The sequence below is a fragment of the Desulfosceptrum tomskiensis genome, from assembly GCF_049818055.1.
Taxonomy (GTDB): Bacteria; Bacillota; Desulfotomaculia; order Desulfotomaculales; family JASEER01; genus JBFLVT01.
Genome location: NZ_CP187479.1, coordinates 1,175,035 through 1,190,610 on the forward strand (window position 1 = coordinate 1,175,035; position 15,576 = coordinate 1,190,610).

A 15,576-nucleotide genomic window follows, 5' to 3' on the forward strand; every position below is an offset into this window, starting at 1 on the left:
TTTTAAGACCTGTCCCTGTTGATCCAGGAGAAAAGCCCCTTCTCTCCCGCACCCTTGACCGGGCTGTCGATATCCACGTTGGATGGCACGAACAGTACGATTGTCCCGCTGACCTTCTGGAGGCTGCCGTTCAGACCGTAAGTCGCCCCGCTGACAAAATCAAAAACGCGGCGGGCTAGGTCTGCTTCGGCGTGTTCCAGGTTGACGATGACGGGCCGCCGGTTTTTGAGGTGATCAACGATTTCCTGCACCTCGTCGTAAGAACGGGGCTCAACCACGACCACCTTAACCTGGCGCTGCGTGTGCAGACTGACAACGGCACCTTTCTTCCCGGGTTTTAGGCTCTCCCGCTGCTCAGGCTGCTGCTGGGTCAGCTGGGCTTCGCCTTCAGGCACTTCCTCCTCGAAGCCCATAAACCCGAGAACCTTGTCCACAAGCTTGGTACCCACCTGAGAACCTCCTTTAAGGATTAGTGGAAAGACCGATCAATATGGACGCGAACCAAAGATGGCCGAACCGATCCGTAAAATATTGGCACCCTCTTCTATGGCAACAGTATAATCGTTTGTCATACCCATAGAAAGATATTTTTGCGTAAAGAAAGGATATCTTGATAATTTCACGCTGATGGAACGCAATTCTCGAAAAACCGGGCGGACTTCCTCGGGGTTGTCCACATAGGGCGCGATCGTCATTAAGCCATCTACCGCAAGGCCTTTGAGATCGCCCAGCGCCGCCACAAAATCCTCGACTTCGCCCGGCGCTACGCCGAACTTCGTTTCCTCGCCGGCCACGTTGACCTGCACCAGGACGTGCAGCACACGGTTATGCAAATGCGCCCACCTGTCGAGATCCTCGGCCAGGCTCCAGCGGTCCAGGCTGTGGATCAAAGCGACGCGGCCCGCGACATTCCGAATCTTGTTCCGCTGCAAATGCCCGATAAAATGCCAGGCGGCCTGCGGCAGCAGCGGTTGCTTCTTGACAAGCTCCTGAACCCTGTTTTCCCCGAAGTCACGGCAACCGGCCTCAAAAACCGTCTTGATGCGTTCGATGTCCACCGTTTTTGTGACAGTGACAAGCTTAATTTCCTCGGGAGAGCGCCCTGCCCTGCGCGCGGCTGCGGCGATGTTTTCCTTAACGCGCCGCAGGTTCTCGATGATATCTTGTGCGGTCATGTCTAGCGCAGCATAGCCCCTTCCTTAACCCAGCGAGGATTGACGACGTAGTTTATGCCTTCGCTCAGGCCCGCACCCTTGATGGATACCTTGTCATTAAGTTGTCCAAGTATCTCTACCGGAACCCACTGGCTGGAACCCTTGTAGACAACAAAAATTCCCTCCTGCTCCCCCCTGCATATGATTGCCGACCTCGGCACCAGCAGGCCATCCAACTCCCCCACCACCGCCTGGCAGGTCAGAAACCGTTCGCGGAGGCAACAATCCGGGTAACGCTCGAGGCGCAAGAACAGCGTTGCCTCCTCGCCCGGCAGCGAAGCGACAACGCGCCCGCGATAATCCTGCCGGTCGACGCACAGGATCCACATCGCCCCGGGCTCGTAACGTTCGGGCGTGACAGCGGCACTTTCCGGCGTCACCCTCAGTACCACCGGGTCGAGGTTGTCTACTACCCTTGCGACGGGGTCGCCTTTGCAAAGGACGTCACCTGCCGACCTCCTGAGGGGTTTGACGCCGGGGATTGTGCGCAAGGCATCGGGCCGGTCCGGAGAAAGCATCTCCTCGAGGCCGTCAAGATTAAAATAAACGACCCCGGCCCGCGGGGAAACAATTATTCGTTCTATACCGGCATCCTTGATCTTGGCTATCGGGGTTCCCTTACTGACCCTTTCCCCGTCTGAAACCAACAGTCCCAAGCAACCGGGGGCCGGCGCGCGAACCAGGGTCTCGTCTCTGAAAACCAAGGCCTGAAGGGTAACGCTGCAGCGTTCGTATTGGGGATGAAGGATGGCTGTTTGCACCAATTGCCTTGATGCGTAGGAAAAGACGACCGGGATCAGAAACCATATCGCAACCGCCGAACCCAGCACCGCGAGCAGGACGTGGCTCAAGCGCGACTTTTGCACCGGGCACTTTCACCCTTATAATAAAACTTCATAAATCTTCTTCAGTACTTCGCCGGGCAACTGGTAAATCCTGCTTCTTAAAATACTGGATTTTCAGCATTTCACCAGTAACTCCTTATACGAGGCAAATAACGGCGCCCATCCGCCCGGTCCGTCCCCCTCCGGCCCGGTAAGAAAAGAAAAGGTCGTGCCGGCACGCCGTGCATATACCCGCCACTTCTATGTTCCGGGCCTGCAGGCCGGCATCCCCGACCAGCAGCAGCCGGTTGGCTTCCCAAAGATCGAGCCGCCAGTTCCGGTCAAGTTTTTGCAAGAATAAAGGCCATTCCGGGCTCAAGGTCCGAAAAGCTCCTGCCACCTCACTGCCCACCTCGTAACAGCACGGCCCGATGGAAGGCCCCACCGCGGCCAGGATCTCGGCGGGTTCGATACCCCATCGCAAGCATAAAAACCGCACCGTCTTCACGGCGATTTTAGCGGCTGTTCCCCGCCAACCGGCGTGGGCCAGCCCAACCACCCGCTGTCTTGGCGCATAAAACCACAGCGGGACGCAGTCGGCAAAGAACGCCGTCAACGGGACCCCGGCCTCGGCCGTCACGAGCGCGTCAACGCCCGGCAAAGCATCCGCCGCATCGGCGGAGCCCCTTCCCGCGTGGAAGCCGGTAACCTCCGCCACCTCGGACCCGTGAACCTGTGCACCGCACACCACCATCTGCGGGTTTAACTGCAAAGCCTTGGCGAATAATTCCCTGTTATGCAAAACGGATGCGGGTTCGTCGCCCACGTGCAGCCCGAGGTTTAAGCTGTCGTACGGAGGTTTGCTGACACCACCGTGCCGCGTACTGAAGGCTGCGACAACACCTTCGTGGAATTTGAAGGATGAAACTTCGTAGAAAGTGAGGCCGTTCCGTTCTTTCAGTTCCATTAACGCCCCTATCCCGCCTGTTCGTTCTCGCCTTTCTCCTGGTGGCTGGCAATCAAACGCTCAAGTTCGTTAACTTTGGCCATGATCTCGGTAAAGGATTCCGGTTCGGGTTTCGTCGCTAGGTAGTTCTCCAGCTTGGCCCAGAACCCCGCCGTGGCCTGGCGCAGTTTATCGTGAGGCGTGCGGCCCCTGGTAATCGAAAAAGTTTCACGCCACTTGGGGATGATGCCCATAATCCCCACGTCTTTAATTAAGCGGTCTCTAAGCGCGTGCTGGGCCACCGGTTCACCGTGAACGATAAAAAGCTGCTGCGGAAGAACCGTGAAGCCCTTAATCCAATCCACAAGCATATCCTGGTCGGCGTGGGCCGAGAAGCCGTCGATATTAACGATGTCGGCACGGACGCAAATCTCCTCGCCCAGGATGCGGACGTCCTTTTCGCCTTCCAGGAGACGCCGGCCCAAAGTCCCCTCCGCCTGGTATCCCACAAATAAAACGGTGGCCTCGGGCCGCCACAGGTTATGCTTTAGGTGGTGCCGGATGCGACCGGCTTCACACATCCCGCTCCCGGCAATGATGATCATCCCCCCGGGGATCCTGTTCAGCATCTGGGAGTCTTCCATGCTTTGGGAAAACTTAAGGTTCGGCATCTTCAAAGGGTTTTCCCCGTTGGCGATCAGTTCTATGGTTTCCTGGTCGTAACATTCATGATGGCTGGCGAAAATACTGGTAACCTGGGCTGCCAGTGGGCTATCGACCCAAATGTCCATCGGGGGAAGCTTGTTCTCCCTGGCCAGGAGAAAAAGGTCGTAGATGATGTCTTGCGTTCGCTCCACGGCGAAGGCGGGGATGAGCAGGTTCCCGCCCTTGCGGTAGGTCTGCCAGATAACGTCGTGGAGTTTTTGCTGCAGTTCTTTAGGGTTCGCGACCTGGTGCAGGCGGTCCCCGTAAGTTGACTCAATCACCAAACAGTCAGCTTCCCAGAGGTCGGTGGGGTCCTTGACAAACGGACGCCCTTCGTTGCCTAGATCCCCGGAAAACACGAACTTCGTCTCGTGGTCGTTATCCCCGATCCAGAGTTCCAGGAGCGCCGAACCGAGGATGTGCCCCGCGTCACGAAACTTGACGCGCAGGTTGGGGCAGAGGCTGATCTCCTCGTCGTAATCGACGGCGTCGAAGAAAGGCAGGCTTGCCAGAGCATCATCGGCCGTATATATCGGCTGGATCAGCGGTTTTCCGGCCCGCCGCGCTTTGCGGTTGATGCGTTCGACTTCCATTTCCTGAATGTGCCCGGCGTCGGGGAGGAGCGCCCCGCAAAGATCAACTGTACAGCCCGTCGCGATAATGCGCCCTTTAAACCCGCTTTTAACGAGCTTCGGAATCAGGCCGCTGTGGTCGATGTGGGCGTGAGTCAACAGAAGATAGTCGATACTCCTTGCCGGAAAAGGCAGGGGCTCATAGTTGCGCTGCTTAATCTCCTTTGATCCCTGAAACATCCCGCAGTCCACCAGGATACGGCACTTTGCGCTTTCGACCATGAAACACGATCCCGTAACTGTGTCCGCTGCCCCGTAAAAAGTAAGGAACACTATTAGACCTCCCGTATTTCAATCAACTAAGATGCCGTTCAAAAACTGCGCCCTGCACTCTCCTAGATTATACCGGGGACCATGGATACCGGCAAGGTTTATCGGCACGGAGCTTGACACGGGCCGCCTCCAAGGCTAAGCTAAAAAACGGTAAGTCAAGACCTTCTCCTGCAAAATGGAGAGAGCAAGGAGGGTTAGATCGTGCCGATCTACGAGTTTCGCTGTGCCAAGTGCAGCAAGCGTTTTGAGAAGCTTTGCGAAATGGGTGAAACGGGGCAGAACGTGAAATGCCCCGAGTGCGGCGCCGGCAACCCTAACAAATTGATTTCCGGGTTCTGTGCCCCGAACGCGGAGGGAGGCAAAGGCAGCTGCGGCGGCTGTACGGCGTCAAGCTGCTCCGGGTGCCACTAATCGGTCGTCGGTTGTAAGTCGTCAGTCGTCGAACTTAAAGGAGTCTCCGTTCGGGAATGCCTATCAATGAGCAAAGGTCCTCGGACAATAATCAGAGGACCTTTACCTTTGTTTACTGTTTAGATGTCCAACTGCTAACGGCGATCTTGAGATGCGGGCTGGCCCAGGTAAATCCCCTCGGCAGCCAGGAAATTCTCGTTGTCCTCGATCGTGATGGCCCAAACGTTGTCGGATCCGGGAAGCTGCTCGCGCGAAGCAACCTTAACCGGAAAGACCCGGTCCAGGATGCTAAGCGTAAAGAGAAGCCTGATGCTGCAAGCGAAGTTACTCGTCGCCTTGACCAGGCAGTCGTAGCATTCCATCTTCTGTAGCTTGTGCGGATTCAGCTTGCGGGCCCGCCTCTCGATATCCACCCTTAACTCCTCCAGGACTTCATCCCCCAATCGCTGGAAGCCTTCGAGGCGATCCCATCCCCAGGCCGCAAAAGCAAGCGGGCGCAGCCACTCGTAGTCGGCGTGCGTTTCCGGGTCCACTTTGCAAACGTTAAGGATGCCGGCGAACTGGGCGGCGTTAGCGCGTACCTCATAACACATTTCCATGCGCCTGGGAACCAGGACGATCTTGGCCTTGCTGGCCGGAAGGGTCGTAATGTGGCCGTCGCTGTCAATCGTAAGCACCGGACAGTTGCTGGTCGTCACAATGCTTTGGCCGCTAGCCAGGATCAGCCTTACCATGCTGTCGACGCTGCCGGGCCCGCTGACCGAGGTTATGGCTTTGAGCCGCATCTGGCCGGTTAACAGATTCATGCTTACAACCCGGTACCGCGACTCGGGAAAGCTTCGCGCCACGTCTTCGATACGGGCCAGTTCCAACTGGCGGGTGTCAAAAGACCAAACCCAGAGGCCTGCTTCGCCTGCCAACAGATAAGAGGCACCGGTGACAGGCTCTGCGACACCCTGATCGGCGCCCGGATCGTCGCGCTTAATGCTTTGCTTGTCGGCACAACTGAGCAGGTCAGGACGTGAAAAGCCCTGCAGGAGGTTCTTCAGCAAGCGTTAGCCTCCCTTCGTATTACGCGTGCTTACCCACCATTTTACTTTGAAACCTGTTTAAAGAACAACTGATTATTTAACATAAAACAATAAACCCCCGCTTCGACAAGCGGGGATTAAAAAGGGTGACCCAAAATGTACCAGGTTAACGCCGTTGGTAGCGTGGCTCGGAATAATGGGGGGCTTCCACAAGAATGACGTCGACGCCGATGCGCACGATTTTTTCCCAGGGCACTACAATCTCTTCCTCGCGCCCGAAGAAACCCATCAACCGGGTCGAGCCGGGAAGGATCAGCGCCGTAATCCGTCCGGTTTCAAGGTCGATGTCGATATCCTTGATCATCCCCATGCGCCTGCCATCCAGAACGTTAATAACTTCGCGCATGCGCAGATCAGAAATTTTAACCATGCGGATCACCCCGTCACATGTATATGCAAACTTCTTCCGGTTCAAAACCAGAAATGGCCATTTTTTGGTATAACCAGGTTGGGTATGGGTGTAGGGTATCGTACTTGGGGCTCAGGATGTTAGCAGTTAGTTACTAGATGTTGGTGGTAGATAAGCATTAGCACTCGGCAGTCGGGTTAGAGTCACCCCTAGTCCAATGTTGAACGCCCAATTAATAAATCGGGCATTCCCGTACGGGAATGCCTTCGAGTCTTACTATTCACTACTTACACCGAGCCGCTGCGGCCCTAGTACTCAATACCCGGTGCTCACATATACTTACGCATATGCGCCAGGGCAGCCTTTTCCAGTCTCGATACCTGGGCCTGGGAAATACCTATCTCCTCGGCGACCTCCATTTGCGTCTTGCCTTCAAAGAAGCGCAGGGTAAGGATCATCTTTTCCCGGTCGTTGAGCCTTCGCAAAGCATCCCGAATGGCGATGCCTTCGAGCCAGTTTCCGTCAAGGTTTTTTTCGTCCGAAATCTGGTCCATCACAAAGATCGGGTCACCGCCGTCGTGATAGATCGGTTCAAAAAGGGAGATGGGTTCCTGGATGGCATCAAGGGCAAAAACAATCTCTTCGCGGGGAATGTTCAGTTCGTTGGCGATCTCGCTGACCGAGGGCTCCCGTGAATACTTGTTGGCGAGACTGTCACGGACTTGCAGGGCTTTATAGGCCACGTCCCGGAGCGAACGGGATACCCTGATCGGATTATTGTCCCGGAGGTAGCGCCTGATTTCGCCGATAATCATCGGAACCGCATAGGTTGAGAACTTAACGTTCTGGCTAAGATCAAAGTTGTCGATGGCTTTCATCAGACCTATGCAGCCCACCTGGAAGAGGTCGTCCACAAATTCGCCGCGGTTGGTGAAGCGTTGGATAACACTGAGAACCAACCGAAGATTTCCGTTGATCAACTTGGTGCGGGCGGAGGTGTCGCCAGCGTGCATTGCTTCAAACAGCTTGCGCATTTCACCAGAGGAAAGTACCGGCAATTTCGACGTATTGACGCCGCAAATCTCCACCTTGTTTACCAATGCCACGGCCTCCCCAGCTTTTTTCTCATTATTGCCCCGCCAATTTTGGGTTATACGACGTCCTGAAAAAGAAAAAGCTGGCAACCAAGACCAGCTTCTTCAAGAGTTGTCTTACGTTAATCCTCTGTTGCTCTATCTTGCGCAACATGACCAAAGCCGAACGCTATCCAAGCCGGCACATCTCCTTCCGCAGCCGCTTGATGATGCGTTTTTCCAGGCGTGAAATGTAGGACTGGGAAATGCCAAGGAGGTCGGCGACCTCTTTCTGCGTCTTTTCGGCGCCCCCGTTGGTCAGGCCGAAGCGCAGCTCCATGATCTTGCGCTCCCGGCCAGAAAGCCGGGACAGGGCCAGGCGGAGCAGCTTACGGTCGACCTCCTCTTCGAGGTTCTTGTAAATAATGTCGTTGTCGGTGCCCAGGACATCCGAAAGCAGTAATTCGTTCCCGTCCCAGTCGACGTTCAGCGGTTCCTCGAAAGAGATCTCGGTACGCGTTCTGCTGTTGCGCCGCAGGTGCATCAGGATCTCGTTTTCAATGCAGCGCGAGGCATAGGTGGCAAGCTTGATGCGTTTCTGGGGGTCAAAGGTGTTGACAGCCTTAATCAGCCCGATCGTACCGATGGAGACCAGGTCTTCGATCCCCACGCCGGTGTTTTCGAACTTGCGGGCGATGTAAACCACCAGTCGCAGATTCCGTTCGATCAGCGTAGGCCTCACGCCGTCATCGCCGGCTTCGAGGCGGCCGATCAAACCCGTTTCCTCGTCGGGGGACAGCGGCGGGGGAAGCGCTTCGCTGGACCCTACATAGTGCACTTCCCGTCCCGGGGTCCACCGGGCCCGCAAACGCTTGCACAGTTCGCTGATCAAGAATCGAAGGGTTTTAAGCAGCCGCAACGGAATCCCCCTTCCTGCAAGACCGTTCAAAAGAAAGGTCCTGACAACACCCTTTGCATCCTACAACTCCCGGCACCTCTTGCTTACAGAAACCCGGGGGCGGCTTCAAGCACCCGGGGGTTCAGAAGCGCCCTGTAAGCGGCCTCGGGGCTTAAGCGCCGCTGGTAGACAGCGACGATCACTTCCTTGACCCTGAGCATCTCACCGCCTACCAGGATTTCAACCTGATCGGGCCGGAAACCCAGCAGCAACCCATTTACCCGTCCCAGAGACTGAAAAGGTATCAGGCGGAAACGGGTGGCTAGTTTCGTTGACTCCAGGGCACCGATCAGGGCCGGGAAATCTGGTTCGGCCCCGCTGTCCAAAAGCTGGCGGACACGGTCGGGCAGAAGTACTTTGACAGCGTCATATTCGACAACAATCACGGGGGCCTTGGACACCGGATCGGAGAGCTGGTTGCCCGTATCAATCAAGGCATCGACTGAAAGGCGACGGTTGTACAATTGAATGTTAACAGGAACCTGAAAAAGCCCCTTCAAATGCCTGCGCCGGAGGAACACGGCGCCCGTTCGGCCCGCCAGCCAGGCCGCCGTAAGCGCGGCAATGATAACGGGCCAGAAGAATTGCGTAGGAAAACTGAATGCCGGCCCCAATCCCGCAGCGGTCCCGGTGCCGCCGAAAAGGTAGCTCAAGCCGAAGACCAGCCCGCCGAGGGCGAAAGAACATATAAAGAAAATGACTCCGCAGGTCAAGAGCTTGCGCCAGGGCAGCAAACCGAAGGCAACGACGAGCATCGCCAAGGATAACCCCAGCTTGGCCGGAAGAGAGGTAAACTCGTACAGGGGAAAGACAAAAAGCGTAACGACATAGAAAGCCCCCAGCGCTGCTGCGGCCGCCAGGCGCCACTTGTTCGTACGGCAGAGGCTGAAGCGTGCGGTGAGCCAAAGGATGGCGAAGTTCATGACCACATTGCCGATAAATATTTCATCAAGGTAAACTGTATAGGTCATCTCCCTTCCGCCCCCCGATGTGTTACATTTATATGCCTGCCCCACAGCCATATGACAGAAATTAGAAACCCTGGTTCCAATTATAATGAACCAGGGCTTTAGACCTTGTCATTCTTTGTCCGGGACGGAAATATTTATTTTACCTCTTTCGCATTTTTATAACGTTTATCGGCTTCTTCTAAGAAAGGCCGGAATCTCGATGTCCACATCCGCTTGCCTCTGCACGGTCTTGAGCGGAACGTCCTCATCCCTGCGGCGCCCGAACTGGGACTCGAAACCGGTGGCGATAACGGTCACCCTGACCTCTTCGTTAAGCGTCTCGTCGATCACGGCGCCGAAGATGATGTTGGCATCCGGGTCTACGGCCTGGGAGATGATTTCCGCGGCTTCGTTGACCTCGAACAGCCCCAGGGATGATCCCCCGGTAATGTTAAGCAACACGCCCCTGGCCCCGTTGACCGAGGTCTCCAGGAGCGGGCTCGAAATGGCGATCCTCGCCGCCTCGGCCGCGCGGTTCTCACCGCTGGCTGTCCCAATGCCCATCAGGGCGGAGCCGGTCTCCTTCATGATCGTCTTAACGTCGGCAAAGTCAAGGTTGATCAACCCGGGAACGGCGATGAGGTCGGAAATGCCCTGGACGCCCTGGCGGAGGACGTCATCAGCGATTCTAAAGGCCTCAATCACCGACGTGTTCTTGTCAATGACCTGAAGAAGCTTGTCGTTGGGGATGGTGATCAGGGTATCCACACGCCCGCGCAGGTTTTCTATCCCTTTATCCGCCTGTTGAAACCGTTTACGCCCTTCGAAAGTGAAGGGCCTGGTGACCACGCCGACCGTCAAAGCCCCAATCTCCCGCGCAATCTGGGCGACGACGGGAGCACCCCCGGTACCCGTTCCGCCCCCCATCCCGGCGGTCACGAAAACCATGTCGGCTCCCTTCAAGGTCTGCACGATATCGTCGCGACTTTCTTCCGCCGCTTTTTCACCCACTTCGGGGTTGCCCCCGGCCCCCAGGCCTTTAGTCAATTTGGCGCCTATCTGCAGTTTGACCGGAGCAAGCGACATCGCTAAAGCCTGGGCATCGGTGTTGACGGCGATAAACTCGACCCCTTTAAGAGCGGCGCTAATCATCCGGTTAACAGCGTTGTTCCCGCCGCCACCGACACCGATGACCTTGATATTGGCGAGGCTCGTGTTGTCAAGTTCTAACTCAATCATGCCGCTCCTCCTTTTATATTGCAGCGGAAACTGGAAGCCTCATTTGGAGAAAAATTCAACATCTGCCCCAACATTCCTTTTGCGGCTTCTAAAATTTATCTATGAATTAGCCGGCGTCTGATAATAGCCAGGTTTTGGAACAGGCGCACGCCAAAAGCGACAACGGCTGCAATATAAAGGTCCACGCCCAGCCGGTCTCCGATGAAGACCAGTAGAGCAGCCACGAGCGCATTGCCGACGAACCCCGACAGAAAAACCAAATTGTCAAACCTGTCGTCCATAGCGGCCCTGATGCCGCCGAACACCGAATCGAGCGCGGCCAGAATGGCAATCCCGAGGTATTTGCTATAGAACTGGGGCAGAAATAAAGGAAGGTTCAGCCCTATAACCACTCCCGCCGCCAGCCCGATGACCGCCAGCCAAATACTCATCCACATACGCTTTTACGCTCCTCCCCCTTTTGTTGCAGGCCTGGCAAAACGCTTTTCCAGGTTTCCCTGGTAGGCCGGGATCTCTATTTCGTCGACGGTCTTAAGCTCGACGTCTATACCCCAGTCATGGAAAGTAGGCACCACCCCGTCGGGCATTTCCAGCATTTTGCGCAGTTCCTCAGGGTTGCCGATGGCGACGATCCGGTACGGCGGAACGATCCGGGTGAGATTGACGTTGATATACGATCCGGCCAGCCTGATTTCCGTGATGTCGACAATCCTCTGGTCATTGATGGCGATGGCTTCGGCCGACGCCGCGCGCAGCTCGTTGACTACGCGGAGGAGGTCCTCATCACGCAGGGTGAACAGATGCGTCGAGGGCTTATCTTGCGGAGCGTACCGCAGGACAAGTTCCACACCCGGTCCTTTAACGGGAACCAGACCGGCCAGCATGTTGTTCTTGGTTATTTCGTTGTCGAGCGCCGCCCGGGCTTCTTCGACACCCTTCTGTGCCTTCAGGAGCTTGGCTTCCAGGTCGTTCTCCTCAACTGAAAGGGCATTAAGCTCCTTGTGGAGTTCCTTCAATTCCTGGGTAAGGGCCTGAGCCCTGTCCGTCGGAATCACCGTCACAGGCAGCTGGTGTGTGCGGAACTGAAAGGCCATTAGAAGCCCGAGAATTAAAGCAACGATAGAAATGGCGAACCCTTTAGTCAGAGGCATTGTTTACCCCCTCTCCACTGGGACGGGCATACTGGAAGTTGGTCGCCCCGGAATAGGCCGGCACGGTTACCAGGTCGGCCTTCTTTACAGAGGCCTGGATACCCCAGAACTGTAAGACATCGAGGACGCCGCCGGGCATTTTCAGCGAAGCGACCATGGTGTTGGGATCGCCGATGGCGGTGATAACATAGGGCGGCGCCAAGCGCTTGGTCTTATTGACAAGGACCGTGGGTCCCACACAGCGCACCTCGCTGGTCGCCAAAAGCCTTTCCCCGTTGATGGCCAATGCTTCCGCGCCGGCGGCCCGCAACTCGTTGAGGACCCGTAGGATATCCTCATCGTGAAGGACATAGAGGTTGGGGTCCTGTCCCGGTTGGAGCGCCACCACGCTGTCGTTCAGCGTTACTTCCACTCCGGGGCCGGTGAGAGTGATCAACCCGGCCTGCATTTTCGTCTTATCAAGGGTCTCCCTTAAACGGCTCAGTTCGGGGTTGGCCGCCACCTGATCCATCTTGTGCCGCAGTTCTTCCACCCGATTCTGGAGCCGGTCGCGCTGCATGGTGGCCGCATGAATCTCGTCGGTCAACTGCTGGGCCCGCTGAATCGTGATATTAAGAGCGATCTCGCGGGCGTAACGAAACTGCGTCGAAATCATCAGGCCCAGGATCAGCCCCACAATGGCAAGTCCCCAGTAAACCTGTTTTGTCCTGGACGATTGATCACTGGTCGGCATACATCACCACCGCCTTCCGCGGGTCAGAAAGGTCTATGTACGAAACAGCCCGGCCGCCCTTGCGCACCGATTGCAGGATTTCTATCAACATTAATCCCTGTTCCCGGGGGTTTTGTGCCTCCCCCAGGCGGATTTCAAACCCCTCAAGCGTGTAAGCCACCACTCTCTGTTCCTTGCTTACGTGAACCTCGGAAAACTCGCGCACGACCTCCGGGGGAAGCAGCGATATCGTCCTCAAGCCCTTTCCCGACAGGCGCTTCTCGCCGCCGCCGACTGTAAGGAGCGGCAACTCCTGCGTGCTGAGTTGTTCCCGGCGAAGCGGCACGCCTTCGCTGTCAACGGACCAGAACTGGCCCTTCATTTCGACCAGAGCTACCGGCGTGCGCTCGGTTATGGATATTTCAATGGTTCCAGGCAAATGACGCTTGAGGCTAGCTTCTTTTACCACAGTGAGCGTTTCGACGCGCCGCTCGGCTTCACCCAGTTGCACACGGAAGATATTGGCCCCCAAGGGTATTCCCGCTGTCTTAACGACTTCCTCCCGGGCCAGCATGCGGTTCCCAAGCACGGTGACGCATCTTACTTCAAAGAGAGAAGAACGGAGCAGAATGAAAACGGCTAACAAAATCAGAACAACAAAAAAAAACGTTTCAGACCAGTTCGGCCGGGTCACCAGCACGCCCCCCCGAAAGAAAGTTAGCGCGGAAACCAGCCGGAGCCAAGGCATAATTTAGGAATTCGCTCCCAGCGAATTCCTTCGAATCCCACTCTTACCTCTGGCCTCTCACTTCTTTTTACTAGCTTGATTATACGCTGGGGCTTAAATCTTGTCCAAGGGTAAACCAAAAAGAGGAGGCGTCAATCCTCCTCTACTTCAATGTCGGCTCCTAGAGCTTTGTAACGGTTGACCAGATCCTCGTATCCTCGGTTCAGGTGTCCAGGGTCCTCTACAACCGTCGTGTTGTCAGCCGCCAGTCCGGCAAGAACCAGGGCAGCGGCGGCCCTGAGGTCGGTCGCCTGAACGTGCGTACCAAACAGTTTCGCTACGCCGTGAATAATGGCCGTCTGCCCTTCGATGTGAATTCTGGCCCCCATCCGGCGCAGTTCGGGTACATGCTTGAACCTGTTTTCAAAAATCGTTTCCGTGATCACGGTCGTGCCGCTCGACAGACAGGCGAAAGCCATCATCTGGGGCTGCATGTCGGTCGGGAAACCCGGATAGGGCATCGTCTTGATATCCACTGCTTTGGGTCTTTCGGGAGCTCGTACGCGTATGGTGTCGCTGGTAACCGTAACGTCCACTCTGGCCTCGCGGAGTTTGGCGATAACCGGCTCGACGTGTTCAGGGATGACGTTGGTGACAGTGACATCGCCCCGCGTAATAGCCGCCGCCACAAGGTTCGTGCCGGCTTCGATGCGGTCGGGGATGAGGCTGTGATCGCAGGGCACGAGTTCCTTAACCCCGACGATCTTAATTTCGCCGGTGCCGGCGCCCCTGATCTTTGCTCCGGCCTTGTTAAGAAAGTTCTGCAGATCGACGATTTCAGGCTCCTTGGCGGCGTTGCGGATTACCGTTGTGCCCCGGGCCAGGGTTGCCGCCATCATGATGTTTTCCGTAGCGCCGACACTAGGGACGTCGAGATGGACTTCGCCTCCGACCAGTTCGGAAGCACTGGCCGTTATATACCCTCTCTTTTCCGAAACTCGGGCACCGAGAACCCTCAGCCCTTTGATATGCAGGTCCATCGGACGGGAACCGATATTGCACCCTCCCGGCTGCGAAATTCTTACCCGCCCGAAACGTCCCAGGAGCGGACCCAGAACAAGATTGGAGGCACGCAGCCGGCGCATCAATTCTTCAGACCCGTCGAGCGGCTTCACCCTGGAGGCGTCAACGGCAAGGACGCCGTCTCGCCACTCTACCTGTGCCCCGAGGTGTTCCAGGACCCGCAGCATGACTTCTACATCTCTCAGCCTCGGCACGTCACGGATGATACTAACTCCCGGACAGAGAAGACTGGCTCCAAGAATAGGAAGTACGGCATTTTTAGCGCCTTTGACACGAATAGTCCCCGTTAGGCGGTTGCCACCTTTGATGACAATCCTCCGCATATGTCACCCCGCCTAATGTTCACCCAAAAGCCTCACCTCAAGTTCCAGTTCCATGCCGAACTTTTCTTTGACAAGTGCTCTGACTTTTTCAATCAACTCTCGCACGTCACGCGCCGTTGCTGTTCCCCGGTTGATGATGAAGTTGGCATGTTTTTCCGAAACTTGCGCATCGCCCACGCTCATCCCCTTGGCGCCGGCCAGGTCAATCAGCCGGCCCGCAGCATCTCCGGGAGGGTTTTTGAAGACACTGCCCGCGCTGGGATATTCTAACGGCTGCGTGTTCCTACGTTTGAGCATACAAGCTTCTATTTCTTCTTTGATGAGATCCCGGCTCTTGGGATAACATTGTAGAATTGCTTCCACTACGATGGCAGGCTCCATCTGCAGCTGGCTGTGACGATAGCCGAAGGCACACTCCTTGCTGCTTTTTCGGCAAAGCCTTCCGTCGTAATAGACGATAGTTACCTCGTCAACGAGATCGCCCATAGACCGGCCATTGGCCCCGGCGTTCATCAATACCGCGCCCCCGATCGAAGCCGGGATGCCGACAGCGAATTCGAGGCCGCCCAGACCGGCTTTCAGGGCCGCTGACCCTACCTGCGCGAGCTTGGCGCCGGCCTCAGCACGTATAGCATTCCCTTCCACCTTGATACCGCTCATTCCTTGGCCGATCTTAACGACCGCTCCCCTGATGCCGCCGTCCCCCACCAGGACATTGGAACCGTTGCCGATCACGGTCAGCGGCAAGTCGTACCGATGCACAAACTCGAGGACACGGGTAAGGTCGTCGACTCCCCGGGGTTCAATAAACAAGTCGGCCGGGCCGCCGATGCGCCACGTCGTATGGCGGGCCATCGGCTCATCGCGCGCTACCCTGCCTTTAATCACAAGCTCCCGGCCAGGATCGAACGACAC

Annotated in this window: 18 protein-coding genes; 1 reads left to right on the forward strand and 17 read right to left on the reverse strand. The window is 56.3% G+C overall.

Translation table 11 applies throughout. The annotated features are described in order from the left end of the window. Positions 1–2 precede the first annotated feature (2 nt). The 5 genes from ACPV0M_RS05980 to ACPV0M_RS06000 form a co-directional block, all read right to left on the reverse strand. Positions 3–449, reverse strand: a complete 447-nt coding sequence (locus ACPV0M_RS05980) for a cell division protein SepF (protein ID WP_425622034.1) — start codon at positions 447–449, stop codon at positions 3–5. A 36-nt stretch (positions 450–485) separates the two neighbouring features. After that, positions 486–1,175, reverse strand: coding sequence for a YggS family pyridoxal phosphate-dependent enzyme (locus ACPV0M_RS05985; protein ID WP_425622035.1), 690 nt, complete (start codon positions 1,173–1,175; stop codon positions 486–488). A gap of 2 nt (positions 1,176–1,177) precedes the next feature. Next, the gene (locus ACPV0M_RS05990) at positions 1,178–2,080 is read right to left on the reverse strand and encodes an HlyD family efflux transporter periplasmic adaptor subunit (protein WP_425622036.1); all 903 of its coding nucleotides are present in this window, start codon (positions 2,078–2,080) and stop codon (positions 1,178–1,180) included. A gap of 115 nt (positions 2,081–2,195) precedes the next feature. After that, positions 2,196–3,005 carry a peptidoglycan editing factor PgeF gene (pgeF, locus tag ACPV0M_RS05995; protein ID WP_425622037.1) on the reverse strand — a complete coding sequence of 270 codons (810 nt, stop codon included), beginning with the start codon at positions 3,003–3,005 and terminating at the stop codon, positions 2,196–2,198. Positions 3,006–3,013: 8 nt separating this feature from the next. Further along, a complete protein-coding gene (locus tag ACPV0M_RS06000; protein ID WP_425622038.1) occupies positions 3,014–4,594 on the reverse strand; it encodes an MBL fold metallo-hydrolase RNA specificity domain-containing protein in 1,581 nt (526 codons plus the stop codon). 201 nt (positions 4,595–4,795) lie between these two features. Here ACPV0M_RS06000 and ACPV0M_RS06005 point away from each other — a divergent pair, with 201 nt between their 5' ends. After that, entirely contained in the window at positions 4,796–5,005 is a 210-nt protein-coding gene (locus ACPV0M_RS06005; RefSeq protein WP_425622039.1) for an FmdB family zinc ribbon protein, read from the forward strand. A gap of 134 nt (positions 5,006–5,139) precedes the next feature. Here ACPV0M_RS06005 and ACPV0M_RS06010 read toward each other — a convergent pair whose 3' ends face one another. The 12 genes from ACPV0M_RS06010 to murB all read right to left on the reverse strand — a co-directional run bounded on the left by ACPV0M_RS06010 (position 5,140) and on the right by murB (position 15,576). Then, positions 5,140–6,057, reverse strand: coding sequence for a hypothetical protein (locus tag ACPV0M_RS06010; protein WP_425622040.1), 918 nt, complete (start codon positions 6,055–6,057; stop codon positions 5,140–5,142). 145 nt (positions 6,058–6,202) lie between these two features. Then, positions 6,203–6,466, reverse strand: a complete 264-nt coding sequence (locus tag ACPV0M_RS06015; RefSeq protein WP_425622041.1) for a YlmC/YmxH family sporulation protein — start codon at positions 6,464–6,466, stop codon at positions 6,203–6,205. A gap of 308 nt (positions 6,467–6,774) precedes the next feature. Then, the gene (sigG, locus tag ACPV0M_RS06020) at positions 6,775–7,545 is read right to left on the reverse strand and encodes an RNA polymerase sporulation sigma factor SigG (protein ID WP_425622042.1); all 771 of its coding nucleotides are present in this window, start codon (positions 7,543–7,545) and stop codon (positions 6,775–6,777) included. Between the two features lie 163 nt (positions 7,546–7,708). Beyond that, positions 7,709–8,410 carry an RNA polymerase sporulation sigma factor SigE gene (sigE, locus tag ACPV0M_RS06025; RefSeq protein ID WP_425622142.1) on the reverse strand — a complete coding sequence of 234 codons (702 nt, stop codon included), beginning with the start codon at positions 8,408–8,410 and terminating at the stop codon, positions 7,709–7,711. 110 nt (positions 8,411–8,520) lie between these two features. Further along, positions 8,521–9,447 carry a sigma-E processing peptidase SpoIIGA gene (spoIIGA, locus tag ACPV0M_RS06030; RefSeq protein ID WP_425622043.1) on the reverse strand — a complete coding sequence of 309 codons (927 nt, stop codon included), beginning with the start codon at positions 9,445–9,447 and terminating at the stop codon, positions 8,521–8,523. Positions 9,448–9,612: 165 nt separating this feature from the next. Further along, positions 9,613–10,665: a cell division protein FtsZ gene (ftsZ, locus tag ACPV0M_RS06035; protein WP_425622044.1), complete on the reverse strand. Its 1,053-nt coding sequence runs from the start codon at positions 10,663–10,665 to the stop codon at positions 9,613–9,615. A 95-nt stretch (positions 10,666–10,760) separates the two neighbouring features. Next, positions 10,761–11,102 carry a small basic family protein gene (locus tag ACPV0M_RS06040; RefSeq protein WP_425622045.1) on the reverse strand — a complete coding sequence of 114 codons (342 nt, stop codon included), beginning with the start codon at positions 11,100–11,102 and terminating at the stop codon, positions 10,761–10,763. A 6-nt stretch (positions 11,103–11,108) separates the two neighbouring features. Further along, entirely contained in the window at positions 11,109–11,816 is a 708-nt protein-coding gene (locus ACPV0M_RS06045; protein ID WP_425622046.1) for a DUF881 domain-containing protein, read from the reverse strand. After that, entirely contained in the window at positions 11,803–12,549 is a 747-nt protein-coding gene (locus ACPV0M_RS06050; protein ID WP_425622047.1) for a DUF881 domain-containing protein, read from the reverse strand. The genes ACPV0M_RS06045 and ACPV0M_RS06050 overlap by 14 nt, the downstream gene beginning before the upstream one ends. Continuing rightward, positions 12,536–13,117 (reverse strand): cell division protein FtsQ/DivIB, encoded by a 582-nt coding sequence (locus ACPV0M_RS06055; RefSeq protein ID WP_425622048.1) that lies wholly within the window; start codon positions 13,115–13,117, stop codon positions 12,536–12,538. Before ACPV0M_RS06055 ends, ACPV0M_RS06050 begins: the two co-directional genes overlap by 14 nt. A 290-nt stretch (positions 13,118–13,407) precedes the next feature. Next, on the reverse strand, positions 13,408–14,661 hold the full coding sequence (gene murA / locus ACPV0M_RS06060; RefSeq protein ID WP_425622049.1) for a UDP-N-acetylglucosamine 1-carboxyvinyltransferase: 1,254 nt from the start codon (positions 14,659–14,661) through the stop codon (positions 13,408–13,410). A 12-nt stretch (positions 14,662–14,673) separates the two neighbouring features. Continuing rightward, positions 14,674–15,576, reverse strand: coding sequence for a UDP-N-acetylmuramate dehydrogenase (murB, locus tag ACPV0M_RS06065; protein ID WP_425622050.1), 903 nt, complete (start codon positions 15,574–15,576; stop codon positions 14,674–14,676).

Excerpts from the sequence above, each read along its gene's own strand:
- ACPV0M_RS05985 (WP_425622035.1), bottom strand. The coding sequence starts at position 1,175 with ATGACCGCACAAGATATCATCGAGAACCTGCGGCGCGTTAAGGAAAAC.
- pgeF (WP_425622037.1), bottom strand. The coding sequence starts at position 3,005 with ATGGAACTGAAAGAACGGAACGGCCTCACTTTCTACGAAGTTTCATCC.
- ACPV0M_RS06015 (WP_425622041.1), bottom strand. The coding sequence starts at position 6,466 with ATGGTTAAAATTTCTGATCTGCGCATGCGCGAAGTTATTAACGTTCTG.
- spoIIGA (WP_425622043.1), bottom strand. The coding sequence starts at position 9,447 with ATGACCTATACAGTTTACCTTGATGAAATATTTATCGGCAATGTGGTC.
- ftsZ (WP_425622044.1), bottom strand. The coding sequence starts at position 10,665 with ATGATTGAGTTAGAACTTGACAACACGAGCCTCGCCAATATCAAGGTC.
- ACPV0M_RS06040 (WP_425622045.1), bottom strand. The coding sequence starts at position 11,102 with ATGTGGATGAGTATTTGGCTGGCGGTCATCGGGCTGGCGGCGGGAGTG.
- ACPV0M_RS06045 (WP_425622046.1), bottom strand. The coding sequence starts at position 11,816 with ATGCCTCTGACTAAAGGGTTCGCCATTTCTATCGTTGCTTTAATTCTC.
- ACPV0M_RS06050 (WP_425622047.1), bottom strand. The coding sequence starts at position 12,549 with ATGCCGACCAGTGATCAATCGTCCAGGACAAAACAGGTTTACTGGGGA.
- murA (WP_425622049.1), bottom strand. The coding sequence starts at position 14,661 with ATGCGGAGGATTGTCATCAAAGGTGGCAACCGCCTAACGGGGACTATT.